The following is a 22,283-nucleotide window of genomic DNA, read 5'->3' on the forward strand; positions in this document are numbered from 1 at the left end:
CCTTACACCGCAGCCGGTTTAATTTTCCAGCTATTTACGTAGTCAGGGTTTTCAGTGGCTAAAGCCGCGTCCCCCACAAAAAGTGCATCACGGGTATCCAGCATGACAGCCACTTCATCGGTAAATTTCTTTTTGTACTCACGACCGGCCTGAAAAGCTTTAGGATGAGGGCCATGAGTAAAACCAGCAGGATGGAAAGTCACCATGCCACGTTCAATATTGTCGCGGCTGAAAAAATCCCCTGCGTGGTAAAACAGCACTTCGTCGTAATCGTCATTGTTATGGTAAAACGGCACTTTTAACGCGCCCGGGTCACTCTCAATAGGACGAGGTACAAAGGTACAAACCACAAAACGCTGCGCGACAAAAGTGGTGTGCGCTGATGGCGGTAAGTGGTATCTGTGGCTCATTAAAGGGCGTATGTCACGCCAGTTGATCCGCATCACCGCCAAATCACCGTGCCAGCCAATCGCATCCAGTGGATTGTAGGGATAAGTAATAACTGACACCTGATCGTGACGTTTTACCTGCACCCTGCTCTGCTGCTCGCTGTATTGCGCTTTAAAAGCATCATCAATTTTTGGTGTGTCGATCATCGCCGCATCAAAAATAGCATGATTACCCACCAAACCTTTTTCCGGTAACTGGAAGGAGTCATTGGTCGCTTCAATCAGCAATAAAAACAGCGGCTCTGTGACTTCTAAACGCCACATGGTGGAACGTGGGATCACCACATAATCACCGTCACGTAAGCTTAAATGGCCATAGTCGCAATACAGTTCTGCCGCACCTTCATGCACAAACAACAGCTCATCACCGTCGGCATTGCGCACCAGATAATCCATCGACTCTGTTAAACGCCAGGTCCGCATTTTACAGTGCGCGTTGTGCAATAAAGTAGGCACCTGCCATGGCGACACGTTTTGATTACCGGCTATGTCGTTAAAGTTATACAAACGTGGTTTTAACGGCCCTTCCCAGTCACTCCAGCCCGTTGGGGCATGGGTGTGATGGAAATGTGTCGCAGGGCCAAAAAAGCCACTGCGGCCCACTTCACGCTCATAAATCGCTCTGTCTGGGAAATCAGCATGAGCCTGACGGGAAATTTCGCCTTCTTTTACCGGAAAAGACGCCCACTTACGCATAGTTACAATACTCCGCGACGAATTTGATCTTCTTCAATGGATTCAAACAAAGCTTTGAAGTTGCCTTCGCCAAAACCTTCATTGCCTTTGCGCTGAATGATTTCAAAGAATACAGGGCCAATCACAGTTTTGGTAAAGATCTGCAATAAAATACCGTCTTTCATCGGTGCACCGTCAATCAGCACACGCAGCTCTTTTAACTGGTCCAGATCTTCAGTATGGCCTTCAACACGGGCGTTTACACGCTCGTAATAGGTATCAGGGGTTGGCATAAAGTCCATACCACGCTGACGCAGTGTACGCACAGTTTCATAAATATCCTCTGTGGTCATGGCAATATGTTGAATGCCTTCGCCTTTGTACTCACGGATAAACTCTTCTATCTGAGATTTATCATCAGAAGACTCATTGATTGGAATACGGATTTTGCCACAAGGCGCAGTCATAGCTTTAGAGACTAAGCCTGTCAGCTTGCCTTCAATATCAAAATAACGGATTTCGCGGAAATTGCCGATACGCTCATAAAAACCAGCCCACAGAGCCATATTGCCACGACGGACGTTGTGCGTCAGGTGATCGATGACGTCTAAACCCACCTGGTTTTTTGCCATTTCAGCTTGCCAGTTATCGTAGAATTTAAAATCAACGTCATAGACAGAATTCTGACCATAACGGTCAACAAAATACAGCAGGCTGCTACCAATGCCGTATACAGCTGGGATATTCAGCTCCATAGGGCCAACCTGGTTCTGGTAAGGTTTGGCACCATTGGCCACAGCATGTTGTAAAGCTTCGGCTGCATCTTTGACACGGAAGGCCATAGCACAGACGCTCGGGCCATGTTCAGCTGCAAACTGCTCCGCCTGAGAATTTGGCTGACCGTTCACAATAAAATTCACATCACCTTGTTTGTATAACCAGGCTTCTTTAGAGCGGTGTTTCGCCACTTCAGTAAAACCTAAAGACTTAAACAGTTGCTTCAGATCAGTAATACCTTGCTCTGTAGCCGCAGTGTATTCAACAAATTCAAAACCATCGGTACCCAAAGGGTTAATAGGGTCAAACATCAGAGTGTCTCCAGACATAAATAAGGCAAGTTTGTGCTTATCTTGCGCTTGCCGGAAAAAAAAGGAAGAGAGGCTCAACGGATGGCAGAATTTCGGAAAAAGGTCGATTTTGTACAGAATAACTGACAAAAACGCCACTTTGATTAAATAAGCAACAAAAAGGCCCTAAAACCAGCTTTAGGGCCTGTTATTTGTAGTTCAAATCACACAAAGCGTATTTAAATTTTTACGCTCTTACGGTTAATGCCATATTCGCGCAATTTATTCGCCACAGCTGTGTGACTTAAACCCAGTTTTTTCGCCAATTGACGTGAACTTGGATAAGCCGGATAGAGTTTGCGTAATAAATCCGCTTCAAAACTACGTACCGCTTCATCCAGCGTGCCATCAAAATCTTTTTCCAGATAACCAAAGTCACTGGTGTAACTTGGCAGTTGCATATGCTCTTTATCCAGCTCATAGCCCTCGAGCAACGTCACTGCACGGTACAAGGCATTTTCCAGCTGACGCACATTGCCAGGCCATGGGTAATGCTGCAGAAAATGCGCGCAGGAGTCTGTCATCTTGGGTGCTTTACGACCCAAGCGGGCGGCAAAACGGGCGATAAAAAACTCGGCTAAAGGCACCACATCCTGTTTACGTTCGCGCAGTGGTGGCAGATTCAGAGTGAGTACGTTTAAACGGTAGAATAAGTCTTCACGGAATTTGCCTTCCTGCACCATGGCCGGTAAGTCTTTTTGTGTGGTGCAAATCACCCGCACGTCCACTTTCACTTCGTTTTCGTCACCAACACGGCGGAAACTACCATCCTGTAAAAAGCGAATAAGCTTGGTTTGCAGCTCACGCGACATCTCACCTACTTCATCAAGAAACACTGTGCCTTTGTTGGCTTGTTCAAAAATACCTTTTTTCGCTTCACTGGCCCCTGGAAAAGCATTGGGGCCATGGCCAAAAAGCTCTGACTCAGCCACTAAATCCGGCATAGCAGCCACATTGACCGCTAAAAAAGGTTTGCCTGTTCTGCTGCTGGCGGCATGGCAAGCGCGGGCCAGAACTTCTTTACCTGTGCCGGTTTCCCCCATAATCAAAATAGGGGCGTCCAGCTGAGCCATTTTTTTCGCTTCACGCACCACTTTGCGCATTAAGTTGCTATGGGCATGTAAGTTATTAAAGCTCTCCTGATCACCTTTTTTAAACACTACCATCTGCTCGCCTAAACGGCTTTCAGATTTCAGGTTCAGTACAGCGCCGGCCAGAATATCGTTGCCAGCATCACCCGGCACCAACACAGGCAATAAATCGGCTATAAAACGCTTATTCTGAATTTCTACCCTGCGGGTTTGCGCCAGCACATCATCACTTTCCAGCCAACGGCTTAAATTAAAACCCTTGACCATGGCAGTCAGCGATTGACCTTCAATAGCGCTACGCTCCATAGATAAAGCTTCAAGCGCGGCTTCGTTAATAATGGTGACATTGGCACGGGTATCTATCGCAATAATGCCATCAGGCAAAGTGCGTAACAAAGTGCTCAGCTCGTTGTGTTCTCGTTCGGATGGCATAAAAGCTGTGGTTTTGACATCGTCAACACCAGGAATACGGCGAATTTTCGCCATCAGTTCCTGAAACTTTTCAAACTCAACGGTAGGGAATGATACAAAAATCCGCCCAAGAGTAGGATCCACTTCAATACCACGTAAATCCAACTGATAACTGACCAGGATATTTAACACTTCCTGGGTAATCCCCAGTCGGTCCTGGCAATGAATTTCTAACCTCATGATAAAAAACCACCTCAAGCTTGTGCTTAGCTTTAATCATACGGTAAAGAGGCTCGGGCAGACCAGTATTATTTGTAAAGAAATATGCACAACCCCTTTGAACTATCTACGGAGCATGGGGAGTCACGACTGGCAGGGATCGAACCGTTAGAACTCTGAGTTACGGATAAGACGGGATGGGACAAGCCCACCCCCTACAACAGCAGATATTAAGAAGCTAACAACGCATCTGTTTTGGCAGCACAAATAAAATCGTTTTTATGCAGGCCTTTAATGGAGTGCGACCACCAGGTCACGGTTAACTTGCCCCACTCCAGCAACAAGGCCGGATGGTGACCTTCATCTTCAGCCAGCTGCGCCACTTTCTGATGAAAAGCCCAGGCCAGCTTAAAGTTTTTAAATTTAAATTCACGTTCCAGTTGCAAAATGCCATCGCGGGCCACTGGGGTCCAGTCCGGGATCTGGTGCATCAGTTGGGCTAATTCTTCATCCGATACCTTGGGAGCATCAGCACGGCAGGCTTCACATTTAGCTTGTTTTAATTCAGACATCAGTGTGTTCTCAGTTATCGGCAGAGCTTAGCTTGCCTTTTTTTCTTTAGGCGGAAATTTAGGTGCATGTAAACCCAAGGAGCGAGCCTGTTGGACCCTAGCCATCAAATCCAATTGGGATACATCAAATAAATCGTTAATCGAATTAATCATAAAATACACAGGCTGCATAATGTCGATACGGTAAGGCGTACGCAGTACATCGACCACATCAAAAGCTTTACGCTCCGGCACTTCTGAGCTGATGGCGTATAACGTTTCACCAGGTGAGGATAAAATACCGCCGCCATAAATCCGCAAACCATCTTTGCTGCTTAACAGTCCAAATTCGATGGTAAACCAATACAAACGTGCCAGATAGACCCGGTCCTCTTTGCTGGCTGCTAAGCCCAATTTGCCATAAGTATGGGTAAACTGGGCAAAAGCAGGATGAGTCAGCATGGCGCAATGACCAAATATTTCATGAAACACATCGGGTTCTTGCAGGTAATCAAACTCTTCCCTGCTGCGGATAAAAGTGGCAACCGGAAATTCTTTATTGGCTAATAGCTGGAAAAAGCGGTCAAAACTAATGAGTGCTGGTACTTCAGTCACTTTCCAGCCTGTAGCAGGCTCTAATACTGCATTAATTTCTGCCAGCTGCGGAATACGATCCAGTGGCAAATTAAGTTTTTTCAGTCCATCCAGGTATTCATCGCAGGCTTTGCCCTCAATACAGGAGAGCTGGCGCTGCATTAACTCAGCCCAGATTTGATTTTCTTCAGCCGACCAGTGAATAAATCCATCTTCATCCGACTGGTGCGATATGTATTTACTTGATTTGCTCATAGAACCCTGTTGTTTCGATCTTATAGTGGTTTTATCAACCTTTTAGTTGCGGCCGATACTAGAGGATTGGACAACGGCTGTTAACCCATTGCAGAGTTGACGTTCACGTCAACTCTGCTGGTTTTGTAAAGCTATGGTTACAACAAAGTACTTAGCTTTGCTGCCGTTTGCGCATCAAGGCGAGGGCTTGCTCCAAGTCGGCAATAATATCTTCGACATGCTCAAGCCCGACAGAAATACGAATTAAGCCATCACTGATACCGGCCATTTGGCGTTCTTCTGACGTGTAAGGACTATGAGTCATTGAAGCCGGGTGCTGAATAAGCGACTCTGCATCGCCAAGACTGACCGCAAGGCTCAGTAATTCGCACTGATTAATAAAATAGCGGCCATCATCCAGGCTGCCATTGAGCTCAAAGGCCAACACACCACCAGCAGCTTTCATTTGTTTGCCGATAAATGTGTAACCCGGATGCGATTTTAAGCCCGGGTAATAGACCTGGCCTATAGCCGGGTGTGATTCCAAATATTCCGCAACTTTTTGTGCATTCTGACAATGCCGTTCCATTCGCACCGACAAGGTTTTTAAGCCACGGATAATCAACCAAGCATCATGCGGGCTGATAGTTGCGCCCATATCTTTCAGGGTAGTCAGCTTAATTTGCGTAATACGTTCAGCACTGCCCACGATAATGCCTGCTACCACATCGCCATGGCCGTTCAGGTACTTGGTGGCACTGTGCAAAATCAGGTCTATGCCATAGTCCGCCGGTTTTTGCAGTAAAGGCGTAAGGAAAGTGTTGTCGATCACAGAAATCAGTTGGTGCTGTTTGGCAAACTGGCCAATAAAATCTAAATCCAGCACTGTTAAAGTTGGGTTGATGGGCGTTTCGGCAAAAATCATTTTTGTGTTCGGTTTAAGCGCTTTTTTGATGGCGTTGTGATCTGTCATATCCACAAAACTAACGTCTATACCATAGCGGGCAAACTGATGATTAAACAGCGCAAAACTGCAGCCATAAATGGCTTTGCTGGCAATCAGATGATCACCTTGTTGTAAAAAGGCCATAGTGGCAGCAGCGACAGCGCCCATGCCTGTTGCTGTTGCAGCGGCATCTTCCATACCTTCCAAAGCTGCAACTTTCAACTCCAGCTCACGTGTGGTTGGGTTACCTAAACGAGTGTAGATATAACCTTGCTCTTCACCAGCAAAACGAGCGGCGCCTTGTTCGGCACTGTCAAATACAAAAGTGGAGGTTTGGTACAAAGGAGTGGCTAAAGCGCCATGTGGGTTTAAACCGGTTTTTCCGGCATGGATACATACCGTATCAGGATGACTGTACTGCTGCTTACTCATAAAAACACCTGTCATTGCTATTGTTTTATTTTTTATGAGTTTTTTATACCGAGCAGGCAGATCAGCAACAAGGCATATAGACATCTGACGGTCTGAAGCAGCACCGTCAGTTTTCACCAAAACAAGGAGAGATGTAGCGTTAAGTTGACAAAGGAGCAGCTTTGCCCAGCAGACGCCGCACTAAGGCTTTGCTTAAATCCAGCAAACTTAGCTTCTGGCTTTGCGCCAATGGCAAAGGCCGTAACAACTCCTGCGCCGCTAAACCTAAGCGGGCGACCAACATACCTGCTATTAACCCCTGCCCTGCCCGCATCGACAATTTGCTGGTCAGTTCAGCTCCTATCAGATCTGAACCTAAATCCAGCGCTAGCTCGGAACTGCCCGCCCATAGTAAAGCGGCAAATAAATGTTTGATCAAAAGCAGACTACGCAATTGCCCTAATGAAGCACCGTAACTTTCTGCCATTTGACGTAACAATTTACTGGTGCGCCAGAGCACCAACAGCATATCGGCCAAAGCAAAAGGACTGACGGCAACCGCCATAGCGGCATCAGCTGAAGCCTGATGAATTTGTTGTCGCACACGAGCATCGGCTTTACTCAGCACCTTTAGTTCAAACAAATCCAGTAGTTCCTGATCGCTGTGTTCTGTTTGTTTTTGTGCTTTCCAGTCGGCCACATCCTGTTGTGTGGATTCAGGTAAAACGGCGGCGATATCCAGACACAGCTGTTCAGCTTCACCGTATTGGATGCTGGCATGAATACGCTGATGCGCTTGTTGCCACTTTCTGGTTTTTGCTAAACGCCGCCATAAACGCCATTCACGCAGCAGCAGCAAGCTGCCTAAGGTAAATAAAGCAACACAAAATAAGGCTTCCAGCACAGTACTGATACCAGGTGCTGTAAAAGCCTGCTGGATAGTAGTTACTGCGCTGTATAAAGCCACTGCCACTAATAGCACAACACTGCTGACGCCAGCCCATAGCAAAGCAGACACAGGCTTGCGTTTTGGTGGTTCCGGCTCGACGTGTGGCTCGACCACAAAATCCGTCTGTTCAAACTGCTGTGCTTTGGTCAACGGCAGTTCTGAAACCAGATCTGAACTAATAAAATCGGCCTCTTTAAAGCTTTTCGCTTGTTTTAAATCGGTCATGTCAGTTTATCTCCTAACAGGTACTCAAGCAGATGATCCAAGCGGATATGTTGCAGCACTTGCTGTTTAGGCCATGGCAAAGGTGCCAATGACTGAAACTCAAAATGATGTTCGGTAAAAAGCTGATGATCCGGCCAGTAGCGTGGCACGTCGCCCGGATAATAAGTCAAGGCTTCACCTGTTGCTGCACTGATACCCCGTAAACAGGGCTGTTGCTGACCATTTTGTTTCACAAAACCTGCTTCGCTGGCCTTGATAGCGGCTATCGCCATCACTTCGTACGGACAAAGCTGAAATTTCACGCTCTGCAGATGCTGCAGCAACAGCTGCTGCAATAATAATGTCAGCGCCTGATGCTGATCCGGTGTGACATGGTCGGCTTTACTGACCGCAAATAACACTTTACTGATGCGGGGTTTAAAAATACGCCGCAGCCAGTGTTCAGGGCCATAATCAAAACTCTGTAAAATCAGCAATAAACTTTGTTTCAACTCTAAGAGCGCAGACTCACCAGCATTCAGTGCGCCCAAAATATCAACCAGCACCACCTGACGGTCTAAACCTGAAAAGTACTGACGGTAAAAAGGCTCAATCACCTTGCTCTGGTAACTGACAAAGTGCTTTTGCATCAAGTCCACCAAAGCGCCACCTTGTGCCAGCTGTTCTGGCAACAGAGGAAGCAGTTGCAAAAGCGGAGTTCCCTCAAATTCACCCGGTACCAGTAAACGGCCCGGCTGATTTAAATAAGCCCCTGCAACTTCACGGAATTGCTTCAGTAAGGTGCTGTATTCACTGCACAGCTCTTGCACTGAAAGCACTGACGTATCATTTAAATCAATAGCTTGTAGTCGCTGTTTAAATCCTTCTGCGGTGGCGGCCCTATGGGATTGGGCAAATAGCAACCAGCTTTGTTCACACCACTGCTGGTAACTTTGTTGCAGCATAGGTAAGTCCAGCAGCCACTCGCCCGGATAATCCACCAGCACCAGTTCAGTTTCCTGAAAATCCTGAAAACGGGCGCGCAAACTCGATTCACTCTGATAACGCAAAGCTAAGGTCAACTGACTCCAGCCGACAGTCGAAGGTGGCCAGCAAGCAGGCTGTTGCTGCAGGTAACTTAAGTTTTTTTCAAACCCAAAACGAGGCAGCTGTGGCAATTGATTGTCATCAATACGAGCCCCCAACCAGCGTTTTTGCATCACAGAGAAAAAGGGTAAATAAGAAGAGTGACTTTGGGTTAGCTGGTGCACTATTGCAGTTAAGAGCGCAGTTTTTCCTGCGCCGCTTAAGCCGGTAACACCCAGTCTGAGTTGACGGTGAAAGGCACGCTGCGTCAATTGTTCTGAATGCCAGCGCGCCTTTTTTAACCAATCCATGCAGTGTTCCTATATGGTGTCTTTCGACAGACTCACTATAACTTGCTGATTTCTCTGTTCAGTTGAAACTTGGCAGAGGTGACATGAGTTTCCATGTCGCGTAAACGTAATTCCAGGCTATTAAATTGATTGACCAGATGATGTAAGGCTGACTTAGGCACTTCACCACGTTGCCATACCCGGGTTTTTACTTCTACAGGGCGTTCATCGTACGCAGATTCAGTGAAGCCTTTTTTCGCTTCATGCACTGATTTCTTCTCCAGAATAAACCAGGCTGCCACGTACAAAACAGGCAACAAACCACCTAAACCTAATAACACCGAAGTAACCACAATCAACCGCACTAACCACACTTCCCAACCGAAGTAGTCTGCAATACCAGCACAGACCCCGGCCAGTTTGCCGTTGCGGTCGTCCCGCAACAGCTCTTTGCGTATTTTAGTCATGTTTCTCCCTCCACTTCGGCGACTCCGCATCTAAGATCGCTTCGAGCGTCTTGATGCGGTCTGCCATTTTTTCAGCGCGATGGGACAACTCATTCAGTTGAGCCAGCTCACTGTCCCCCAACCCTTCACCAATTTTGTTTTTGCTTCTGTAGTGCATAAAAACCCACAGCGGCGCCACAAAAATCATGAACAGAATAAAAGGTACACCAATAATTTCATGAAGTGTCATTGATAGCTCCTATAACGCCTGATAATCAGGCGTTATCTTTTTTAGACATTTTAGCTTTTAATTCAGCCAGTTCGTTATCGATTTTCTCAGATGAAGCCAATTCTGCAAACTCATCTTTTAAGGTTTTTTTACCTAAATCGTACGATTCAACCTGAGCTTCCAGTGAATCGATTTTTTGCTCATAGCGTTCAAACTTGTACATGGCATCGTTTAAACGGTTGCTGTCTAAGCTGCGCTTTACATCTAAACGAGATGACACAGTTTTCTGGCGCATCAGCATGGCTTTCTGACGAGCTTTGGCATCTGCTAACTTGTCCTGTAACTGACTGACTTCATCCTGCAATTTGCTGACATGTTCATCTAAATGACTGATATCAGCAGCTACTGCTGCAGCCTGGTCAGCTGCTTTTTGACGTTCAATCAGTGCAGCACGGGCTAAGTCTTCACGTTCTTTGCTCAAAGCCAGTTCAGCTTTAGCCTGCCAGTCGGCCACTTCAGCTTCCAATTTAGACACTACACGTTGCAGTTCTTTTTTCTCTGCAATGGTTTTGGCTGAGGTAGAACGCACTTCAACCAGCGTGTCTTCCATTTCCTGAATAATCAGGCGGACCATTTTTTCCGGATCTTCTGCTTTATCTAATAAAGCATTGATGTTGGAGTTTACGATATCTGAAAAGCGAGAGAAGATACCCATAATGTTTTACCTCTTAATGACTTGTTGGATTCGCTATAACCTATTCAGGTTTCTTGCCAACTTGCCAAACTATTTTAAACCATTGTTTTATATTGATTTTATTTATATCCGAAAAAAGCTATGCCAAGCCTTCGTTATGAAATACACTACTTATTAGTTAAATTCACCACTTCGTGAGCCCTGATGAGCAGAAGTTTTCAGCAAGACAACTTAATAGGTCAGTCCAACAGTTTTTTAAACGTGTTGGACCAGGTGTCCCAAATTGCACCTTTGCACAAACCTGTGCTGATCATTGGTGAAAGGGGCACAGGCAAAGAGCTGATTGCAGCCCGCTTACATTACCTGTCCCAGCGCTGGGATCAAAATTATTTAACCTTAAACTGCGCAGCGCTGAATGAAAACCTGCTGGAAAGTGAGCTCTTTGGTCATGAAGCCGGCGCTTTTACCGGTGCAGCCAAACGTCATGAAGGCCGCTTTGAACGAGCCAATGGCGGCACTTTATTTCTGGACGAATTAGCCAATACACCGGCCATGGTGCAGGAAAAACTACTACGGGTAATTGAATACGGTGAATTTGAACGGGTCGGTGGCAGTCGTTCTGTCAAAGTAGACGTGCGTTTAATTTGCGCCACCAACGAAGATTTACCTTCAATGGCCGAACAAGGCGAGTTTAGGGCTGACTTACTCGACAGGCTGGCTTTTGATGTGATCACCTTGCCCCCTATGCGGGAACGACGCGAGGATATTCTGGTACTGGCAGAGCATTTTGCCGTCAATATGGCGCGTGAACTGGGCTTTGAACTCTTTAGCGGCTTTAGTGAAAAAGCCAAACGTATTTTGCTGGAACATGAATGGCCAGGTAATGTGCGGGAGTTGAAAAACGTGGTAGAGCGCAGTGTGTACCGCACCAACAACCCTTATGTGCCTGTGCATCATATCCAGCTCGACCCTTTTGAATCTCCATTTAGGCCCCGCACCCGCGTTCGTACTCTGGATCGCAGACCAGCAGCAGAAAACGCAGTGGTAGCTATCAGAGAACAAAGCAGCGATAATCTGCCTGCTGTGGTCAAAGCAGCTTCGTCCTTTGATTTTAATCAGGTGCAGGATTTTAAAGTCTTGTCAGAAAACTTTGAAATGGATCTGATCAAACAAGCCCTTGCTGCCAGCCAATTCAATCAGAAGAAAACGGCTGAAGCACTGAATCTGACCTATCATCAGTTACGTGGTTACATGAAAAAGTATAAATTGCTGGACAGCCAACAATGATCAAAGCCTTACTGAGCCTGATAGTCCCCTGTGGCTCTGTGTTGATACTCAGCGCTTGTCAGCCTGATATTCCTGAAACTATTCAGCAAGGCATGGTGTATTGCGCCGAAGGCTCTCCTGAGAGCTTTAACCCACAGCGGGTGACATCTGGCACCACCATTGATGCCATCAGTCAGCAACTCTAYGACCGTCTGCTGGATATCGACCCGGCAAGCGGTGAGCTGTTGCCCGCCCTGGCAACCCAATGGCGTTTGAGTGAAGATGGTAAAACCTACTGGTTTACCTTACGCCCCGATGTACAATTTCATCACACAGTGTTCTTTTCACCTGGCAGAACCTTAAATGCCAACGATGTGACTTTTACCTTTAATCGTATCACCCAGACGGATCATCCTTATCATGCGATTGGAGGTGCTGCTTATCCTTATTTTCAAAGTGTTGATTGGGGCTCCCTGGTCAAAGCCGTAGTGGCAGAAAACAGTAACACAGTGCGCTTTGAACTGACCCGTCCTGATAGTTCGTTTTTATCCAATCTGGCTACTGACTTTGCCGCTATTTTATCTGCTGAATATGCAGAACAGCTGTTGCAACAAAATCAGCCGGAATTATTGGATCAAAGACCCATAGGCACAGGACCGTTTTTCTTTAAAGAATACAAAAAAAATCAGTTTATTCGTTATTACCGCCATCCTGAATACTGGCGTGGCAAAGTGGATCTGACCCAACTGGTGTTTGATTTAGTGCCTGACAATGCTAAACGTATGGCGAAATTACTGACTCATGAATGTGATGTAGTAGCTTATCCACGCAATGCAGAGCTGAACCTGATCACTGAACGCTCTGATGTCGAAGTGCAAAGCCAAATCAGTATGAACGTGGGTTTCTGGGCTTTTAATACCAAAAAACCTCCTTTTGATAATGTGCTGGTGCGCAAAGCTTTAGCTTACGCCATCAACAAAGATGCCATTCTGGATGCGGTTTACTTTGGTTATGCTGACAAGGCAAAAACCTTGCTCCCTCCTACGTCCTGGGCTTTTTACCACGACCTGCCTGAACAACAGTACGATCCAATCAAAGCCAAAGAGTTGCTGGCACAAGCCGGTTACCCTAAAGGCTTCAGCATGAACATATGGGCTATGCCAGTGCAGCGTTTGTATAATCCGAACGCGTTAAAAATGGCCGAGTTGATGCAAGCCGATTTAGCCAAAATTGGCGTCAAAGCCTCTGTCGTTTCTTTTGAATGGAACAGCTTCAGACGCAAACTATCCGAATTTGAGCATGACTCAGTGCTGATTGGCTGGGCGGCTGACAATGCCGATCCGGATAACTTTTTCCGGCCGCTTTTGAGTTGCAGTGCAGCAGAGTCTGGCAGTAACAGAGCCAACTGGTGCGACCCGAATTTTGACAATCTGATTAATCAGGCTCTGCTGACGGCTGATATCAAGCAAAGACGCAGTTTCTATTTAACAGCCCAGCTTTATCTTGATGAACAAATGCCGCTGGTCAGTATTGCGCATTCCAAACGTTTTCAGGCCAAAAGTGTCAAAATTACCGGGGTAACCATAAACCCCTATGGCGGTATCTCTATGGCTGCAGCGAGAAAATCTTTATGATGCTGCACTACTTTTTACGCCGCACTTTTTTAATAGGCTTTGTTTTTGTTGCCCTGACAGTACTGGCCTTCAGTTTAAGTTATTTGTTCCCCGGTGATGTGCTGAATAACGTCTCAGGCCTGACCAACATTGCACCTGAACAGCAGCAAGCGCTTATTCAGTATTATGCTTTGGATCAGTCTTTGCTGATGCAGTATCTGGCTTACGTCAATCGTATTCTGGCTGGTGAATGGGGCCTGTCTTTTTCCAGCCAACAACCTGTTTTAGCGGAGATTATTGCCGTATTTCCCGCCACACTGGAACTGGCCAGTTATGCGCTAATTTTATCTTTTGTGTTGGGCATTCCTTTAGGATTATTTGCCGCAGTCAAAGCCGACAGCTTTTTCGGTAAGCTGGTCTCCGGCATTACGCTGGTGGCTTATTCCATCCCTATTTTTTGGTGGGCACTGCTGCTTATCATGCTGTTTTCGCTGACCCTTGGCCTGCTACCTACCGCAGGTCGCATCAATGTTTTGTTTGATATACCTACAACAACTGGTTTTATGCTGCCTGATATCTGGCTCTCTGATATCCGTTATAAATCAGAAGCTACCATGGATGCGCTGAGGCACTTGTTGTTGCCTGCTATAGTGCTGGCGACTTACCCAACAACAGTGATGATCCGTTTTACCCGGGATTCGATGCTGGCGGTACTGGAACAAAGTTATATCAAAACGGCGCGCGCTAAAGGCTTAAGCCGCGCTCAGGTGCTGTATCACCATGGTCTGCGTAATGCGCTATTGCCAGTGATACGTCAGATTGGCTTGCAGTTCAGTACCTTAATTACGCTGGCGATGATCACCGAAGTGATTTTTTCCTGGCCTGGTATAGGTCAGTGGTTACTGGACAGTATTTATCAGCGCAATTACCCAGCCATTCAGGGGGGCTTATTAGTAGTGTCCTGCCTGGTGATAGTGGTAAATATGCTGACTGAAATTCTGCATACTTTGTTTAATCCTCTGGCCAGGAAAGCTTAAGATGAAAAAATTCCGGCTGTATTTTGAGGAACACAATCGCGGTCCTTTAACTCAACTCTGGCAGCAATTTCAGCGCCAGCATGCGGCCGTCTTTGGTCTGGTGATGTTTTCTTTTTTTCTGTTGCTGACCTTATTTGCACCGCTGCTCAGCCCTCACGACCCTTATCTGCAAAACGCTGATTTGTTGTTGCTGGCTCCTTCATGGAGCGAACAAGGCTTAGTACAGTATCCTTTTGGCACAGATGATTTAGGTCGTGACTTAATGTCGCGGCTGATGAAAGGGGCCACTTACACCTTTGGTATTGCCCTAATCACAGTGATTGGATCTTTGCTGATGGGTTTGGCTTTGGGTGCTATGGCGGGCATGAGCAAAGGTGTTAAATCCAGTATTTTTAACCATGTGCTGGATTTGGCGCTGACCATCCCTTCCCTGCTGCTGGCCATTATCATAGTGGCAGTATTAGGCCCTGGCCTGTGGAACACCACCTGGGCCATTATGCTGGCGCTGTTACCGCAGTTTGTGCATGGTATTCGTAATGCGATACAAGACACCTTAAAACAAGATTATGTAGCAGCCTACCGGTTGGACGGCGCGTCCAACTGGCAAGTGTTACGTTATGCGGTTTTGCCCAATATCTGGGAACATCTCACTGTGATGGCCACTATGGCATTGTCCACCGCTATCCTCGATGTCGCAGCTTTGGGCTTTTTAGGCTTAGGTGCTCAGGCTCCCACTTCTGAATGGGGAGTGATGATCGCAGACGCTTTAGATTTAATTTATCTGGCGCCTTGGGCCATAGCTCTGCCAGGTATTTTAGTTTTTGCGTCAGTACTGTCGGTGAATCTGGTGGGTGATGGCTTACGCACGGCGATGACAAAGCGGCGGGAAAACTGATGATTTTGCTTGATATTAAAAACATGACGATTGAGCTGGAAACCCCGGAAGGCTTAATTCGGGCTGTCGACAAAGTAAATCTGACCATACGTGAAGGTGAAATTCGTGGTTTAGTGGGCGAATCAGGTTCAGGCAAAAGTTTAATCGCCAAAGCCATAGTAGGTGTACTGAATAAAAGATGGCATATCACAGCAGACAGATTCAGCTGGGCTGGTCAGGATTTATTGCGTTTATCTTATGAAGAACAGCGCAAAATTATTGGCCGCGATATAGCGATGATTTATCAGGAACCAAGCCGCAGTATGGATCCAACGGCCCCTATTTTGGACCAGTTACTGGAAGCTATTCCAGATTCTGAACTGGAAAGCCGCTGGTGGGGCCGGCCTTTTGAACGGCGCAAAAAAGCCATAGCACTGCTGCATAAGGTAGGTATCAGAGATCACCAGGCTATTTTAAACTCTTACCCTTATCAGTTACCTGAAGGGGTCTGTCAGAAAATAATGATTGCCATGGCGATTGCTAAAAAACCGAAGCTTTTGATCGCTGACGAACCTACGACAGCGCTGGAAAGTACCACTCAGGCGCAGTTGTTTCGCTTATTAGCCAGCTTTAACCAGCTCAAAGGCATGTCGATATTATTAATCAGCCATGAGCTTGAAACTGTGGCCCGTAATACTCAGACCTTAAGCGTATTGTATTGTGGCCAGTTGGTTGAAGCAGGTGAAACTGCGGCTATTTTAAAGTCTCCTTTTCATCCTTATACCGATGCACTGATCAAAAGTGTGCCTGAGTTCCAGCCTCAACTGGCCAGTAAACAACCTTTGTATGCTTTGCATGGTAGCATTCCCACCTTACAGCATTTGCCTATAGGCTGCCGTTTAGGGCCTCGTTGCCCCAATGCCCGTAAGGAATGTGTCAAAACACCTGTACTGGAGCGCCTGCAAAATCACTACTTCAGTTGCCATTTTCCATTACAAGGTAAAAAAACATGACAGCTCCATTACTTGAGATCCGGCAGCTGTATAAAAGTTATCAGAAAGCTCAAGGGATCTTTGGCCGTAAAACCATTCAGGCCTTGTCCGATATCAGCTTTAGTGTATATCCGGGCCAGACACTGGCAATAGTAGGTGAAACAGGCTCAGGTAAAAGTACCCTGGCTAAATTGTTGGTTGGTATAGAAACCCCGGACAGTGGCGAAATACTGCTGGAAGGTGAGGCTGTCACCATCAGCGACCATAAAAAATACAATCATGTTATTCGCTATATTTTTCAGGACCCGGCCCGCTCATTAAATCCTCATCATAAAGTAGGACAAATGCTGGAAGATGTGCTGCGCTACAGCACAGATTTGAATGAACAGCAGCGTCAGCAGAAAATTCATCAAACCTTAGCCCAATTGGGCTTGATGGAAGAGCACGCGGCCTACTACCCTCATATGTTCTCAGGGGGTCAATTACAGCGTGTAGCGCTTGCCAGAGCTCTTATTATGGATCCAAAGCTGCTGATACTGGATGAAGCTTTAACGGCGCTGGACCCTTCGTTACGGGCTCAGATTGTCAATCTGCTGCTGGAGCTGCAAAAAACAACTGGTTTATCTTACCTGCTGATCACCAACCACCTGCGTCTGGTACGACATATCAGCGACAGCATGCTGGTTTTGCATCAAGGCAAAGCACTGGATTACGGTCCAACCAATCAAGTCTTTGATCACCCTCAACACGATTACAGCAAAAAACTGATTAACAGCGCACAAAGCTAAGTGTTCGTTTCTTGCCATAAAAAAACCAACCCTAAGGTTGGTTTTTTTATGGCTGGTGAATATGAAGATTATTCGTCAGCAGCAGCTTCTGGTAAAGAACGGGTGATTTCAGCCTTGGCTTTTAATGCAGCAAGCAATGCACCAAAACTACTTTGTGCCTTTTGATCAGCAAACTGTTGTAACTGGTCAACCGGAGGCTTATCTGTCACTTCAGTATCAGTGACCTTAGTCACAGCAACTAAAGCAGCATCACCACTCGCCAGATTTAGCATAGCCACAGTAGCAGGTTGTTCTGCCGCAGGTTTAGCCAGCTCAAAAGCTTTGGTGCGGATGTCTGAATCGATATCACCACCAAAACGAGTGACAGCAGCTTTAGTTTCCAAAACTAACTGTGCAGCAGCTACTACTTCAGGCAAAGACTTGCCTGCCTGAACTTCAGCCAGCAAAGCTTCAGCTTTCGCTTTGGCTAACTCAGAGCTTTTCGTTGCAACTACAGCAGCTTGTACCTGATCTTTCACTTCCTCAAGTTTCTTCGTGACCTCTGGTTGATGTGCATTCACCCGCACCACAACCACATGTTGTGGAGCAACTTCAATCAAGTCACTGTTTACACCGGCACTAATAAAGTCATCTGAAAATAAGGTTTCCAGTACTTTAGGTGCAGTTAATTCAGCAGGAGCAGTCGAACGGCTAAAGGCAGGCACTGAAACGACTTTAGTCCCAACAGCTTCAGCAGCTTCTTGCAGGCTATCAGCGATTTCAAAGCTCTTTTCACCTAACAGCTGTTGCAGATCAATAAACTTCTCAGCGGCTTTATCATCTTTGACCGTGGTCAGAATTTGATCTTTCACATCAGCAAAAGCTTTCACTGAACCAGGCTGCACTTCTGTTAACTGAATAATATGGTAACCAAATTCAGTTTTTACCACAGGGCTGATATCACCAGCCTTGGCCAGAGCATAGGCTGCCTTTTCAAATTCGGCATCCATCACACCTTTTTCGATAAAATCTAAGTCACCACCTTTTTCAGCTGAAAAAGTATCAGCAGATTCCTTTTTTGCCAGTTCAGCAAAATCAGCACCTTGTTGTAATTGCACTGCTAAAGCTTCAGCTTTAGCTTCAATTTCAGCATTGTCGTCAGCCGACTCCAGCAGGATATGCGAAACCCGACGACGTTCTTCAGTCTGATAACGGGCTTGGTTGGCGTCGTAGTAGGCTTGCAAATCAGCATCTGTCACTTCAACTGTCGCAGCTATATCTGCAGCTGTTAACTGCACATAATCCACAGACACTGTTTCTGGTGACACAAACTGGTTAGTATTGCTTTGATAGTAGTCCTGCAGCAGTTGATCATTGATTTCAACGGCAGCTGCAAAATCAGCAGCTTTTAATACAGCATACTGAATATCGCGGCTTTGCATTTGTAATTTAGACAACAATTGCATTTCTGATATGGTCGCAAATTCTGAACCTGCTAAACCAACAACCAGCTGATTGGCCGACATTTGTGCACGCAAATAATCACGGAACTGATTCGGCTCATAGCCATTCTGACGCAGCAGGGCTATATAACGGTCATTATTAAATACACCGTCTACCTGAAATTCAGGCAAACTGCGAATAGTGTCACGTAACACATCGTCACTGACCATTAAATCCAGTTCTGCGACTAATTGACGTTGTAATTGTTCATCAATCAGCTTCTCCAGCACTGAATTGCGGAAATTGCTCATATAGTTGCTGTCAGCTGACAGCATGCCGAACATTTCACCAAACTGCTGCTGCATTCTGGCTCTTTCGTTCTGGTAGGCTGTATCAAACTGAACTTTGGTAATTTCATCACCGTTGACGGTGGCAACAGGCACTTCACTGGTGTTGCCAAGATAACTGCCAACCCCGGCTAAAGCAAAAGTCAGGATCACAAAGCCAAGAATGACCTTGGCGATCATACCCTGCGAACCTTCTCTGATCTTTTCTAACATTGTATCTACGTCTCTTTTGGCAACTTTTGGTTGTCTTAAAAAAAAAGCGCATCTTAACAGATACGCCTTTTTCATAAAAGCTGTGGCAGCGTCGGGCTTAATGCGTTTTGCTTTTCTCCGCGAAAATCACTAATGACTTTGGCAGAACCATCAGCTTCATAGGCTTGACTCTAACAGCCAAGCGTTCAGCTTAGTTTACGCTGTCTTTCAGCGCTTTACCTGGCTTGAACGAAGGAATTTTCGCAGAAGCGATTTGGATAGTTTCACCAGTTTGTGGATTACGGCCTGAACGTGCAGCGCGCTCGCGAACTGCAAATGTACCAAAACCAACTAAGGCTACTGAATCGCCTTCCTTAAGAGCCTCAGTAACAGCGTCGATGAACGCGTCCAGAGAACGACCAGCTGCCGCTTTAGAAATATCTGCACCAGCAGCGATTTTGTCGATAAGTTGAGACTTGTTCACAATATCATCCCCTTCAATTGTTATTATTTTCAACAACTACAGTAAATTTGCTTTGTCGTAGCTGCGTGTTTGTTATATCAAGCCTGATGTGGGCTTGCAAGCACAAAACGACGCACTACAAAAATTTCTGTTAGGCCACAACCCTTGCTGCGCAAGGGCTGCGTCGAAACTGCCCATAACTTAACACAGCCAGAGCAATTGAAAAGCCCCTAAGCAGGATTTTTTTGGATTTTTTTGCTTTTTGCTGGAATTTTTTCCACTTCAAGCACCGACATCCCTGTTGGCGGCTCTTGCAGAGCTAATTCCAACACTTCGTCAATCCATTTTACTGCACGAATTTCAATGTCACCCTTGACGTTATCCGGGATATCTTTTAGGTCCCGAACGTTGTCATGAGGGATTAAAACCCGTTTGATGCCACCACGGTGTGCAGCCAATAGCTTCTCTTTTAAACCACCTATAGGCAGAACTTCACCCCGTAAGGTAATTTCACCTGTCATAGCGACATCAGCACGCACCGGATTACCTGTCAGGCTTGAAACTAAAGCTGTCACCATAGCAATACCAGCACTTGGACCATCTTTCGGAGTAGCACCTTCTGGCACGTGCACATGAATATCACGTTTTTCGTAGAAATCTTCGTTAATACGCAGCTTCTCAGCACGGCTTCGAACCACTGTCATGGCGGCCTGAATCGACTCTTTCATCACATCGCCCAAAGAGCCTGTGTAGGTCAGCTTGCCTTTACCTACCACAGCAGCAGCTTCAATCGTCAGTAAATCACCACCGACAGAAGTCCAGGCTAAACCTGTGACCTGACCGATACGATTGCTGTCTTCGGCTTTACCGTAGTCATGGCGTTGTACACCTAAGAAATCTTCCAGGTTGTCCTGATTAATCACCACTTTCTGCAGGTTTTTATCCAGCAGAATGTTTTTCACTGCTTTGCGGCATAACTTGGAGATTTCACGCTCTAAGTTACGTACACCAGCTTCACGGGTGTAATAACGGATAATGCCGACAATAGCGCTGTCTTCAATCTCAATTTCATGAGGTTTTAAGCCATTGCGTTCAATCTGCTTGTTGATCAGATGCTGCTTGGAAATATTCAGCTTCTCATCTTCGGTGTAGCCCGCTAAACGAATCACTTCCATCCGGTCCAGTAAAGCCGCCGGAATATTTAAGCTATTCGATGTGGCGAAGAACATCACGTCGGATAAGTCGTAGTCCACTTCCAGATAGTGATCACTGAATGAGGTGTTTTGCTCAGGATCTAATACCTCAAGCAAAGCAGCGGCCGGATCGCCACGGAAATCTGATGCCATTTTGTCAATTTCATCCAGCAGGAACAGCGGGTTACGTACCCCAACTTTCGCCATTTTCTGGATAATTTTGCCTGGCATAGAGCCAATATAAGTGCGTCTGTGACCGCGAATTTCCGCTTCGTCACGCACACCACCTAAGGCCATACGTACATACTTACGGCCTGTGGCTTTGGCTACAGACATACCCAGTGAAGTTTTACCTACACCCGGCGGTCCGACTAAACATAAAATCGGGCCTTTTAATTTGTTGACACGCTGCTGCACTGCCAGATATTCCAGAATGCGTTCTTTGACTTTATCCAGACCATAGTGGTCTGAGTCCAGAATACGTTCTGCGCCTGCCAGGTCTTTTTTCACCTTGCTGCGTTTTTTCCACGGCACATTGGTCAGCCAGTCGATATAGCTGCGCACCACTGTGGCTTCAGCCGACATAGGTGACATCATTTTTAACTTTTGCAGTTCAGCCGTCGCTTTAGTGCGGGCTTCGTCCGGCATTTGAGCCTGTTCGATTTTTTTCGACAGAGTTTCAAATTCATCCGGAGTATCTTCCAGTTCACCCAGTTCACGCTGAATGGCTTTCATTTGCTCATTCAGGTAATACTCGCGCTGGCTTTTTTCCATCTGCTTTTTAACACGGCTGCGAATACGGCGTTCCACTTGCAGAATGTCGATTTCGCTTTCCATCATCGCCATCAGAAACTCTAAACGTTCCGTCACATCAATGATTTCTAATACCTTCTGCTTGTCGTCTACTTTTAATGGCATATGAGCCGCCATGGTATCCGCCAGACGGGCAGCGTCGTCTATGCCAGAAAGCGCTGTCAGCACCTCAGGCGGGATCTTCTTGTTCAGTTTGATATAACCTTCAAACTGATTCACAGCAGAACGCAAAATCACTTCCTGCTCGCGGCTGTCCATTTCCGGTGTCGGAATTAAATCAACATAAGCGGCGAAGGTGTCTTCGGTGTCGGTAAATTCTACCAGTTGAGCACGCTTGCCCCCTTCCACCAGCACTTTAACCGTGCCATCAGGAAGCTTGAGCAATTGCAAAATAGTGGCGACAGTACCCACCTGATACAAGTCAGTATCTTTAGGGTCATCCAGCGTGGCGTCTTTTTGCGCAACTAAAAAGATTTGTTTCTCTTTTTCCATCGCGGCATCCAGGCATTTGATGGATTTAGCCCGGCCAACGAACAGCGGGATCACCATATGCGGATAAACGACCACGTCTCTTAATGCCAATACAGGCATATGCAAACGTTCAGTCTTTGCTACTGTCATGAAATCTCTCTCGAATTATTTACTGCAGGTGACATGATTCAACAGTATATGGGGGC

The 22,283-nt window shown here is 46.3% G+C and carries 20 protein-coding genes; 6 read left to right on the forward strand and 14 right to left on the reverse strand.

Annotation, left to right across the window (positions count from 1 at the left end; genetic code table 11):
* Nucleotides 1-2 precede the first annotated feature (2 nt).
* From P3C17_RS14270 to pspA, 11 genes are all read right to left on the reverse strand, one after another.
* Nucleotides 3-1,145, reverse strand: coding sequence for a homogentisate 1,2-dioxygenase (locus P3C17_RS14270; protein ID WP_300930068.1), 1,143 nt, complete (start codon nt 1,143-1,145; stop codon nt 3-5).
* A gap of 2 nt (nt 1,146-1,147) precedes the next feature.
* The gene (gene hppD / locus P3C17_RS14275; protein WP_300930069.1) at nt 1,148-2,212 is read right to left on the reverse strand and encodes a 4-hydroxyphenylpyruvate dioxygenase; all 1,065 of its coding nucleotides are present in this window, start codon (nt 2,210-2,212) and stop codon (nt 1,148-1,150) included.
* A 218-nt stretch (nt 2,213-2,430) separates the two neighbouring features.
* Nucleotides 2,431-3,993: a transcriptional regulator TyrR gene (gene tyrR, locus P3C17_RS14280; RefSeq protein ID WP_300930070.1), complete on the reverse strand. Its 1,563-nt coding sequence runs from the start codon at nt 3,991-3,993 to the stop codon at nt 2,431-2,433.
* A gap of 209 nt (nt 3,994-4,202) precedes the next feature.
* The gene (locus P3C17_RS14285) at nt 4,203-4,544 is read right to left on the reverse strand and encodes a 4a-hydroxytetrahydrobiopterin dehydratase (protein ID WP_300930071.1); all 342 of its coding nucleotides are present in this window, start codon (nt 4,542-4,544) and stop codon (nt 4,203-4,205) included.
* A gap of 27 nt (nt 4,545-4,571) precedes the next feature.
* Nucleotides 4,572-5,372, reverse strand: a complete 801-nt coding sequence (gene phhA, locus P3C17_RS14290) for a phenylalanine 4-monooxygenase (protein ID WP_300930072.1) — start codon at nt 5,370-5,372, stop codon at nt 4,572-4,574.
* Nucleotides 5,373-5,523: 151 nt separating this feature from the next.
* A complete protein-coding gene (gene megL, locus P3C17_RS14295; RefSeq protein WP_300930073.1) occupies nt 5,524-6,729 on the reverse strand; it encodes a methionine gamma-lyase in 1,206 nt (401 codons plus the stop codon).
* Between the two features lie 139 nt (nt 6,730-6,868).
* Entirely contained in the window at nt 6,869-7,882 is a 1,014-nt protein-coding gene (locus P3C17_RS14300) for a TIGR01620 family protein (RefSeq protein WP_300930074.1), read from the reverse strand.
* Nucleotides 7,879-9,258, reverse strand: coding sequence for a YcjX family protein (locus P3C17_RS14305; protein WP_300930075.1), 1,380 nt, complete (start codon nt 9,256-9,258; stop codon nt 7,879-7,881). Before P3C17_RS14305 ends, P3C17_RS14300 begins: the two co-directional genes overlap by 4 nt.
* 35 nt (nt 9,259-9,293) lie before the next feature.
* On the reverse strand, nt 9,294-9,704 hold the full coding sequence (pspC, locus tag P3C17_RS14310; protein ID WP_300930076.1) for an envelope stress response membrane protein PspC: 411 nt from the start codon (nt 9,702-9,704) through the stop codon (nt 9,294-9,296).
* Entirely contained in the window at nt 9,697-9,933 is a 237-nt protein-coding gene (gene pspB / locus P3C17_RS14315; protein ID WP_233010168.1) for an envelope stress response membrane protein PspB, read from the reverse strand. Before pspB ends, pspC begins: the two co-directional genes overlap by 8 nt.
* A 25-nt stretch (nt 9,934-9,958) precedes the next feature.
* Entirely contained in the window at nt 9,959-10,627 is a 669-nt protein-coding gene (gene pspA, locus P3C17_RS14320) for a phage shock protein PspA (RefSeq protein WP_233078389.1), read from the reverse strand.
* 183 nt (nt 10,628-10,810) lie between these two features.
* On the opposite strand from pspA, the gene pspF reads away from it, so the two are divergent.
* The 6 genes from pspF to P3C17_RS14350 are packed head-to-tail and all read left to right on the forward strand — an operon-like array spanning nt 10,811 to nt 17,176.
* A complete protein-coding gene (pspF, locus tag P3C17_RS14325; protein WP_300930077.1) occupies nt 10,811-11,893 on the forward strand; it encodes a phage shock protein operon transcriptional activator in 1,083 nt (360 codons plus the stop codon).
* A complete protein-coding gene (locus tag P3C17_RS14330; protein WP_300930078.1) occupies nt 11,890-13,506 on the forward strand; it encodes an ABC transporter substrate-binding protein in 1,617 nt (538 codons plus the stop codon). The genes pspF and P3C17_RS14330 overlap by 4 nt, the downstream gene beginning before the upstream one ends.
* On the forward strand, nt 13,503-14,522 hold the full coding sequence (locus P3C17_RS14335) for an ABC transporter permease (RefSeq protein ID WP_300930079.1): 1,020 nt from the start codon (nt 13,503-13,505) through the stop codon (nt 14,520-14,522). The genes P3C17_RS14330 and P3C17_RS14335 overlap by 4 nt, the downstream gene beginning before the upstream one ends.
* A gap of 1 nt (nt 14,523) precedes the next feature.
* Complete coding sequence (locus P3C17_RS14340; RefSeq protein WP_300930080.1) at nt 14,524-15,417, forward strand: ABC transporter permease subunit; 894 nt, start codon at nt 14,524-14,526, stop codon at nt 15,415-15,417.
* Nucleotides 15,417-16,409, forward strand: coding sequence for an oligopeptide/dipeptide ABC transporter ATP-binding protein (locus P3C17_RS14345; RefSeq protein ID WP_233078394.1), 993 nt, complete (start codon nt 15,417-15,419; stop codon nt 16,407-16,409). The genes P3C17_RS14340 and P3C17_RS14345 overlap by 1 nt, the downstream gene beginning before the upstream one ends.
* Nucleotides 16,406-17,176 (forward strand): ATP-binding cassette domain-containing protein, encoded by a 771-nt coding sequence (locus P3C17_RS14350; RefSeq protein WP_300930081.1) that lies wholly within the window; start codon nt 16,406-16,408, stop codon nt 17,174-17,176. Before P3C17_RS14345 ends, P3C17_RS14350 begins: the two co-directional genes overlap by 4 nt.
* Before the next feature lie 68 nt (nt 17,177-17,244).
* Here the strand turns inward: P3C17_RS14350 and P3C17_RS14355 are convergent, their stop codons facing one another.
* The 3 genes from P3C17_RS14355 to lon all read right to left on the reverse strand — a co-directional run bounded on the left by P3C17_RS14355 (nt 17,245) and on the right by lon (nt 22,227).
* Nucleotides 17,245-19,158: a SurA N-terminal domain-containing protein gene (locus tag P3C17_RS14355; RefSeq protein WP_300930082.1), complete on the reverse strand. Its 1,914-nt coding sequence runs from the start codon at nt 19,156-19,158 to the stop codon at nt 17,245-17,247.
* A 190-nt stretch (nt 19,159-19,348) separates the two neighbouring features.
* Nucleotides 19,349-19,621 (reverse strand): nucleoid-associated protein HU-beta, encoded by a 273-nt coding sequence (gene hupB / locus P3C17_RS14360; protein ID WP_008898812.1) that lies wholly within the window; start codon nt 19,619-19,621, stop codon nt 19,349-19,351.
* A gap of 209 nt (nt 19,622-19,830) precedes the next feature.
* Nucleotides 19,831-22,227: an endopeptidase La gene (gene lon / locus P3C17_RS14365; RefSeq protein ID WP_300930083.1), complete on the reverse strand. Its 2,397-nt coding sequence runs from the start codon at nt 22,225-22,227 to the stop codon at nt 19,831-19,833.
* Between the last annotated feature and the right edge of the window lie 56 nt (nt 22,228-22,283).

The organism is Rheinheimera sp. 1928-s (assembly GCF_029269265.1).
Taxonomy (GTDB): domain Bacteria; phylum Pseudomonadota; class Gammaproteobacteria; order Enterobacterales; family Alteromonadaceae; genus Pararheinheimera.

Coding starts and splice junctions, on each gene's coding strand:
- P3C17_RS14270 (WP_300930068.1), bottom strand. CDS start 1,145: ATGCGTAAGTGGGCGTCTTTTCCGGTAAAAGAAGGCGAAATTTCCCGT.
- hppD (WP_300930069.1), bottom strand. CDS start 2,212: ATGTTTGACCCTATTAACCCTTTGGGTACCGATGGTTTTGAATTTGTT.
- tyrR (WP_300930070.1), bottom strand. CDS start 3,993: ATGAGGTTAGAAATTCATTGCCAGGACCGACTGGGGATTACCCAGGAA.
- P3C17_RS14285 (WP_300930071.1), bottom strand. CDS start 4,544: ATGTCTGAATTAAAACAAGCTAAATGTGAAGCCTGCCGTGCTGATGCT.
- phhA (WP_300930072.1), bottom strand. CDS start 5,372: ATGAGCAAATCAAGTAAATACATATCGCACCAGTCGGATGAAGATGGA.
- megL (WP_300930073.1), bottom strand. CDS start 6,729: ATGAGTAAGCAGCAGTACAGTCATCCTGATACGGTATGTATCCATGCC.
- P3C17_RS14300 (WP_300930074.1), bottom strand. CDS start 7,882: ATGACCGATTTAAAACAAGCGAAAAGCTTTAAAGAGGCCGATTTTATT.
- P3C17_RS14305 (WP_300930075.1), bottom strand. CDS start 9,258: ATGGATTGGTTAAAAAAGGCGCGCTGGCATTCAGAACAATTGACGCAG.
- pspC (WP_300930076.1), bottom strand. CDS start 9,704: ATGACTAAAATACGCAAAGAGCTGTTGCGGGACGACCGCAACGGCAAA.
- pspB (WP_233010168.1), bottom strand. CDS start 9,933: ATGACACTTCATGAAATTATTGGTGTACCTTTTATTCTGTTCATGATT.
- pspA (WP_233078389.1), bottom strand. CDS start 10,627: ATGGGTATCTTCTCTCGCTTTTCAGATATCGTAAACTCCAACATCAAT.
- pspF (WP_300930077.1), top strand. CDS start 10,811: ATGAGCAGAAGTTTTCAGCAAGACAACTTAATAGGTCAGTCCAACAGT.
- P3C17_RS14335 (WP_300930079.1), top strand. CDS start 13,503: ATGATGCTGCACTACTTTTTACGCCGCACTTTTTTAATAGGCTTTGTT.
- P3C17_RS14340 (WP_300930080.1), top strand. CDS start 14,524: ATGAAAAAATTCCGGCTGTATTTTGAGGAACACAATCGCGGTCCTTTA.
- P3C17_RS14345 (WP_233078394.1), top strand. CDS start 15,417: ATGATTTTGCTTGATATTAAAAACATGACGATTGAGCTGGAAACCCCG.
- P3C17_RS14350 (WP_300930081.1), top strand. CDS start 16,406: ATGACAGCTCCATTACTTGAGATCCGGCAGCTGTATAAAAGTTATCAG.
- P3C17_RS14355 (WP_300930082.1), bottom strand. CDS start 19,158: ATGTTAGAAAAGATCAGAGAAGGTTCGCAGGGTATGATCGCCAAGGTC.
- lon (WP_300930083.1), bottom strand. CDS start 22,227: ATGACAGTAGCAAAGACTGAACGTTTGCATATGCCTGTATTGGCATTA.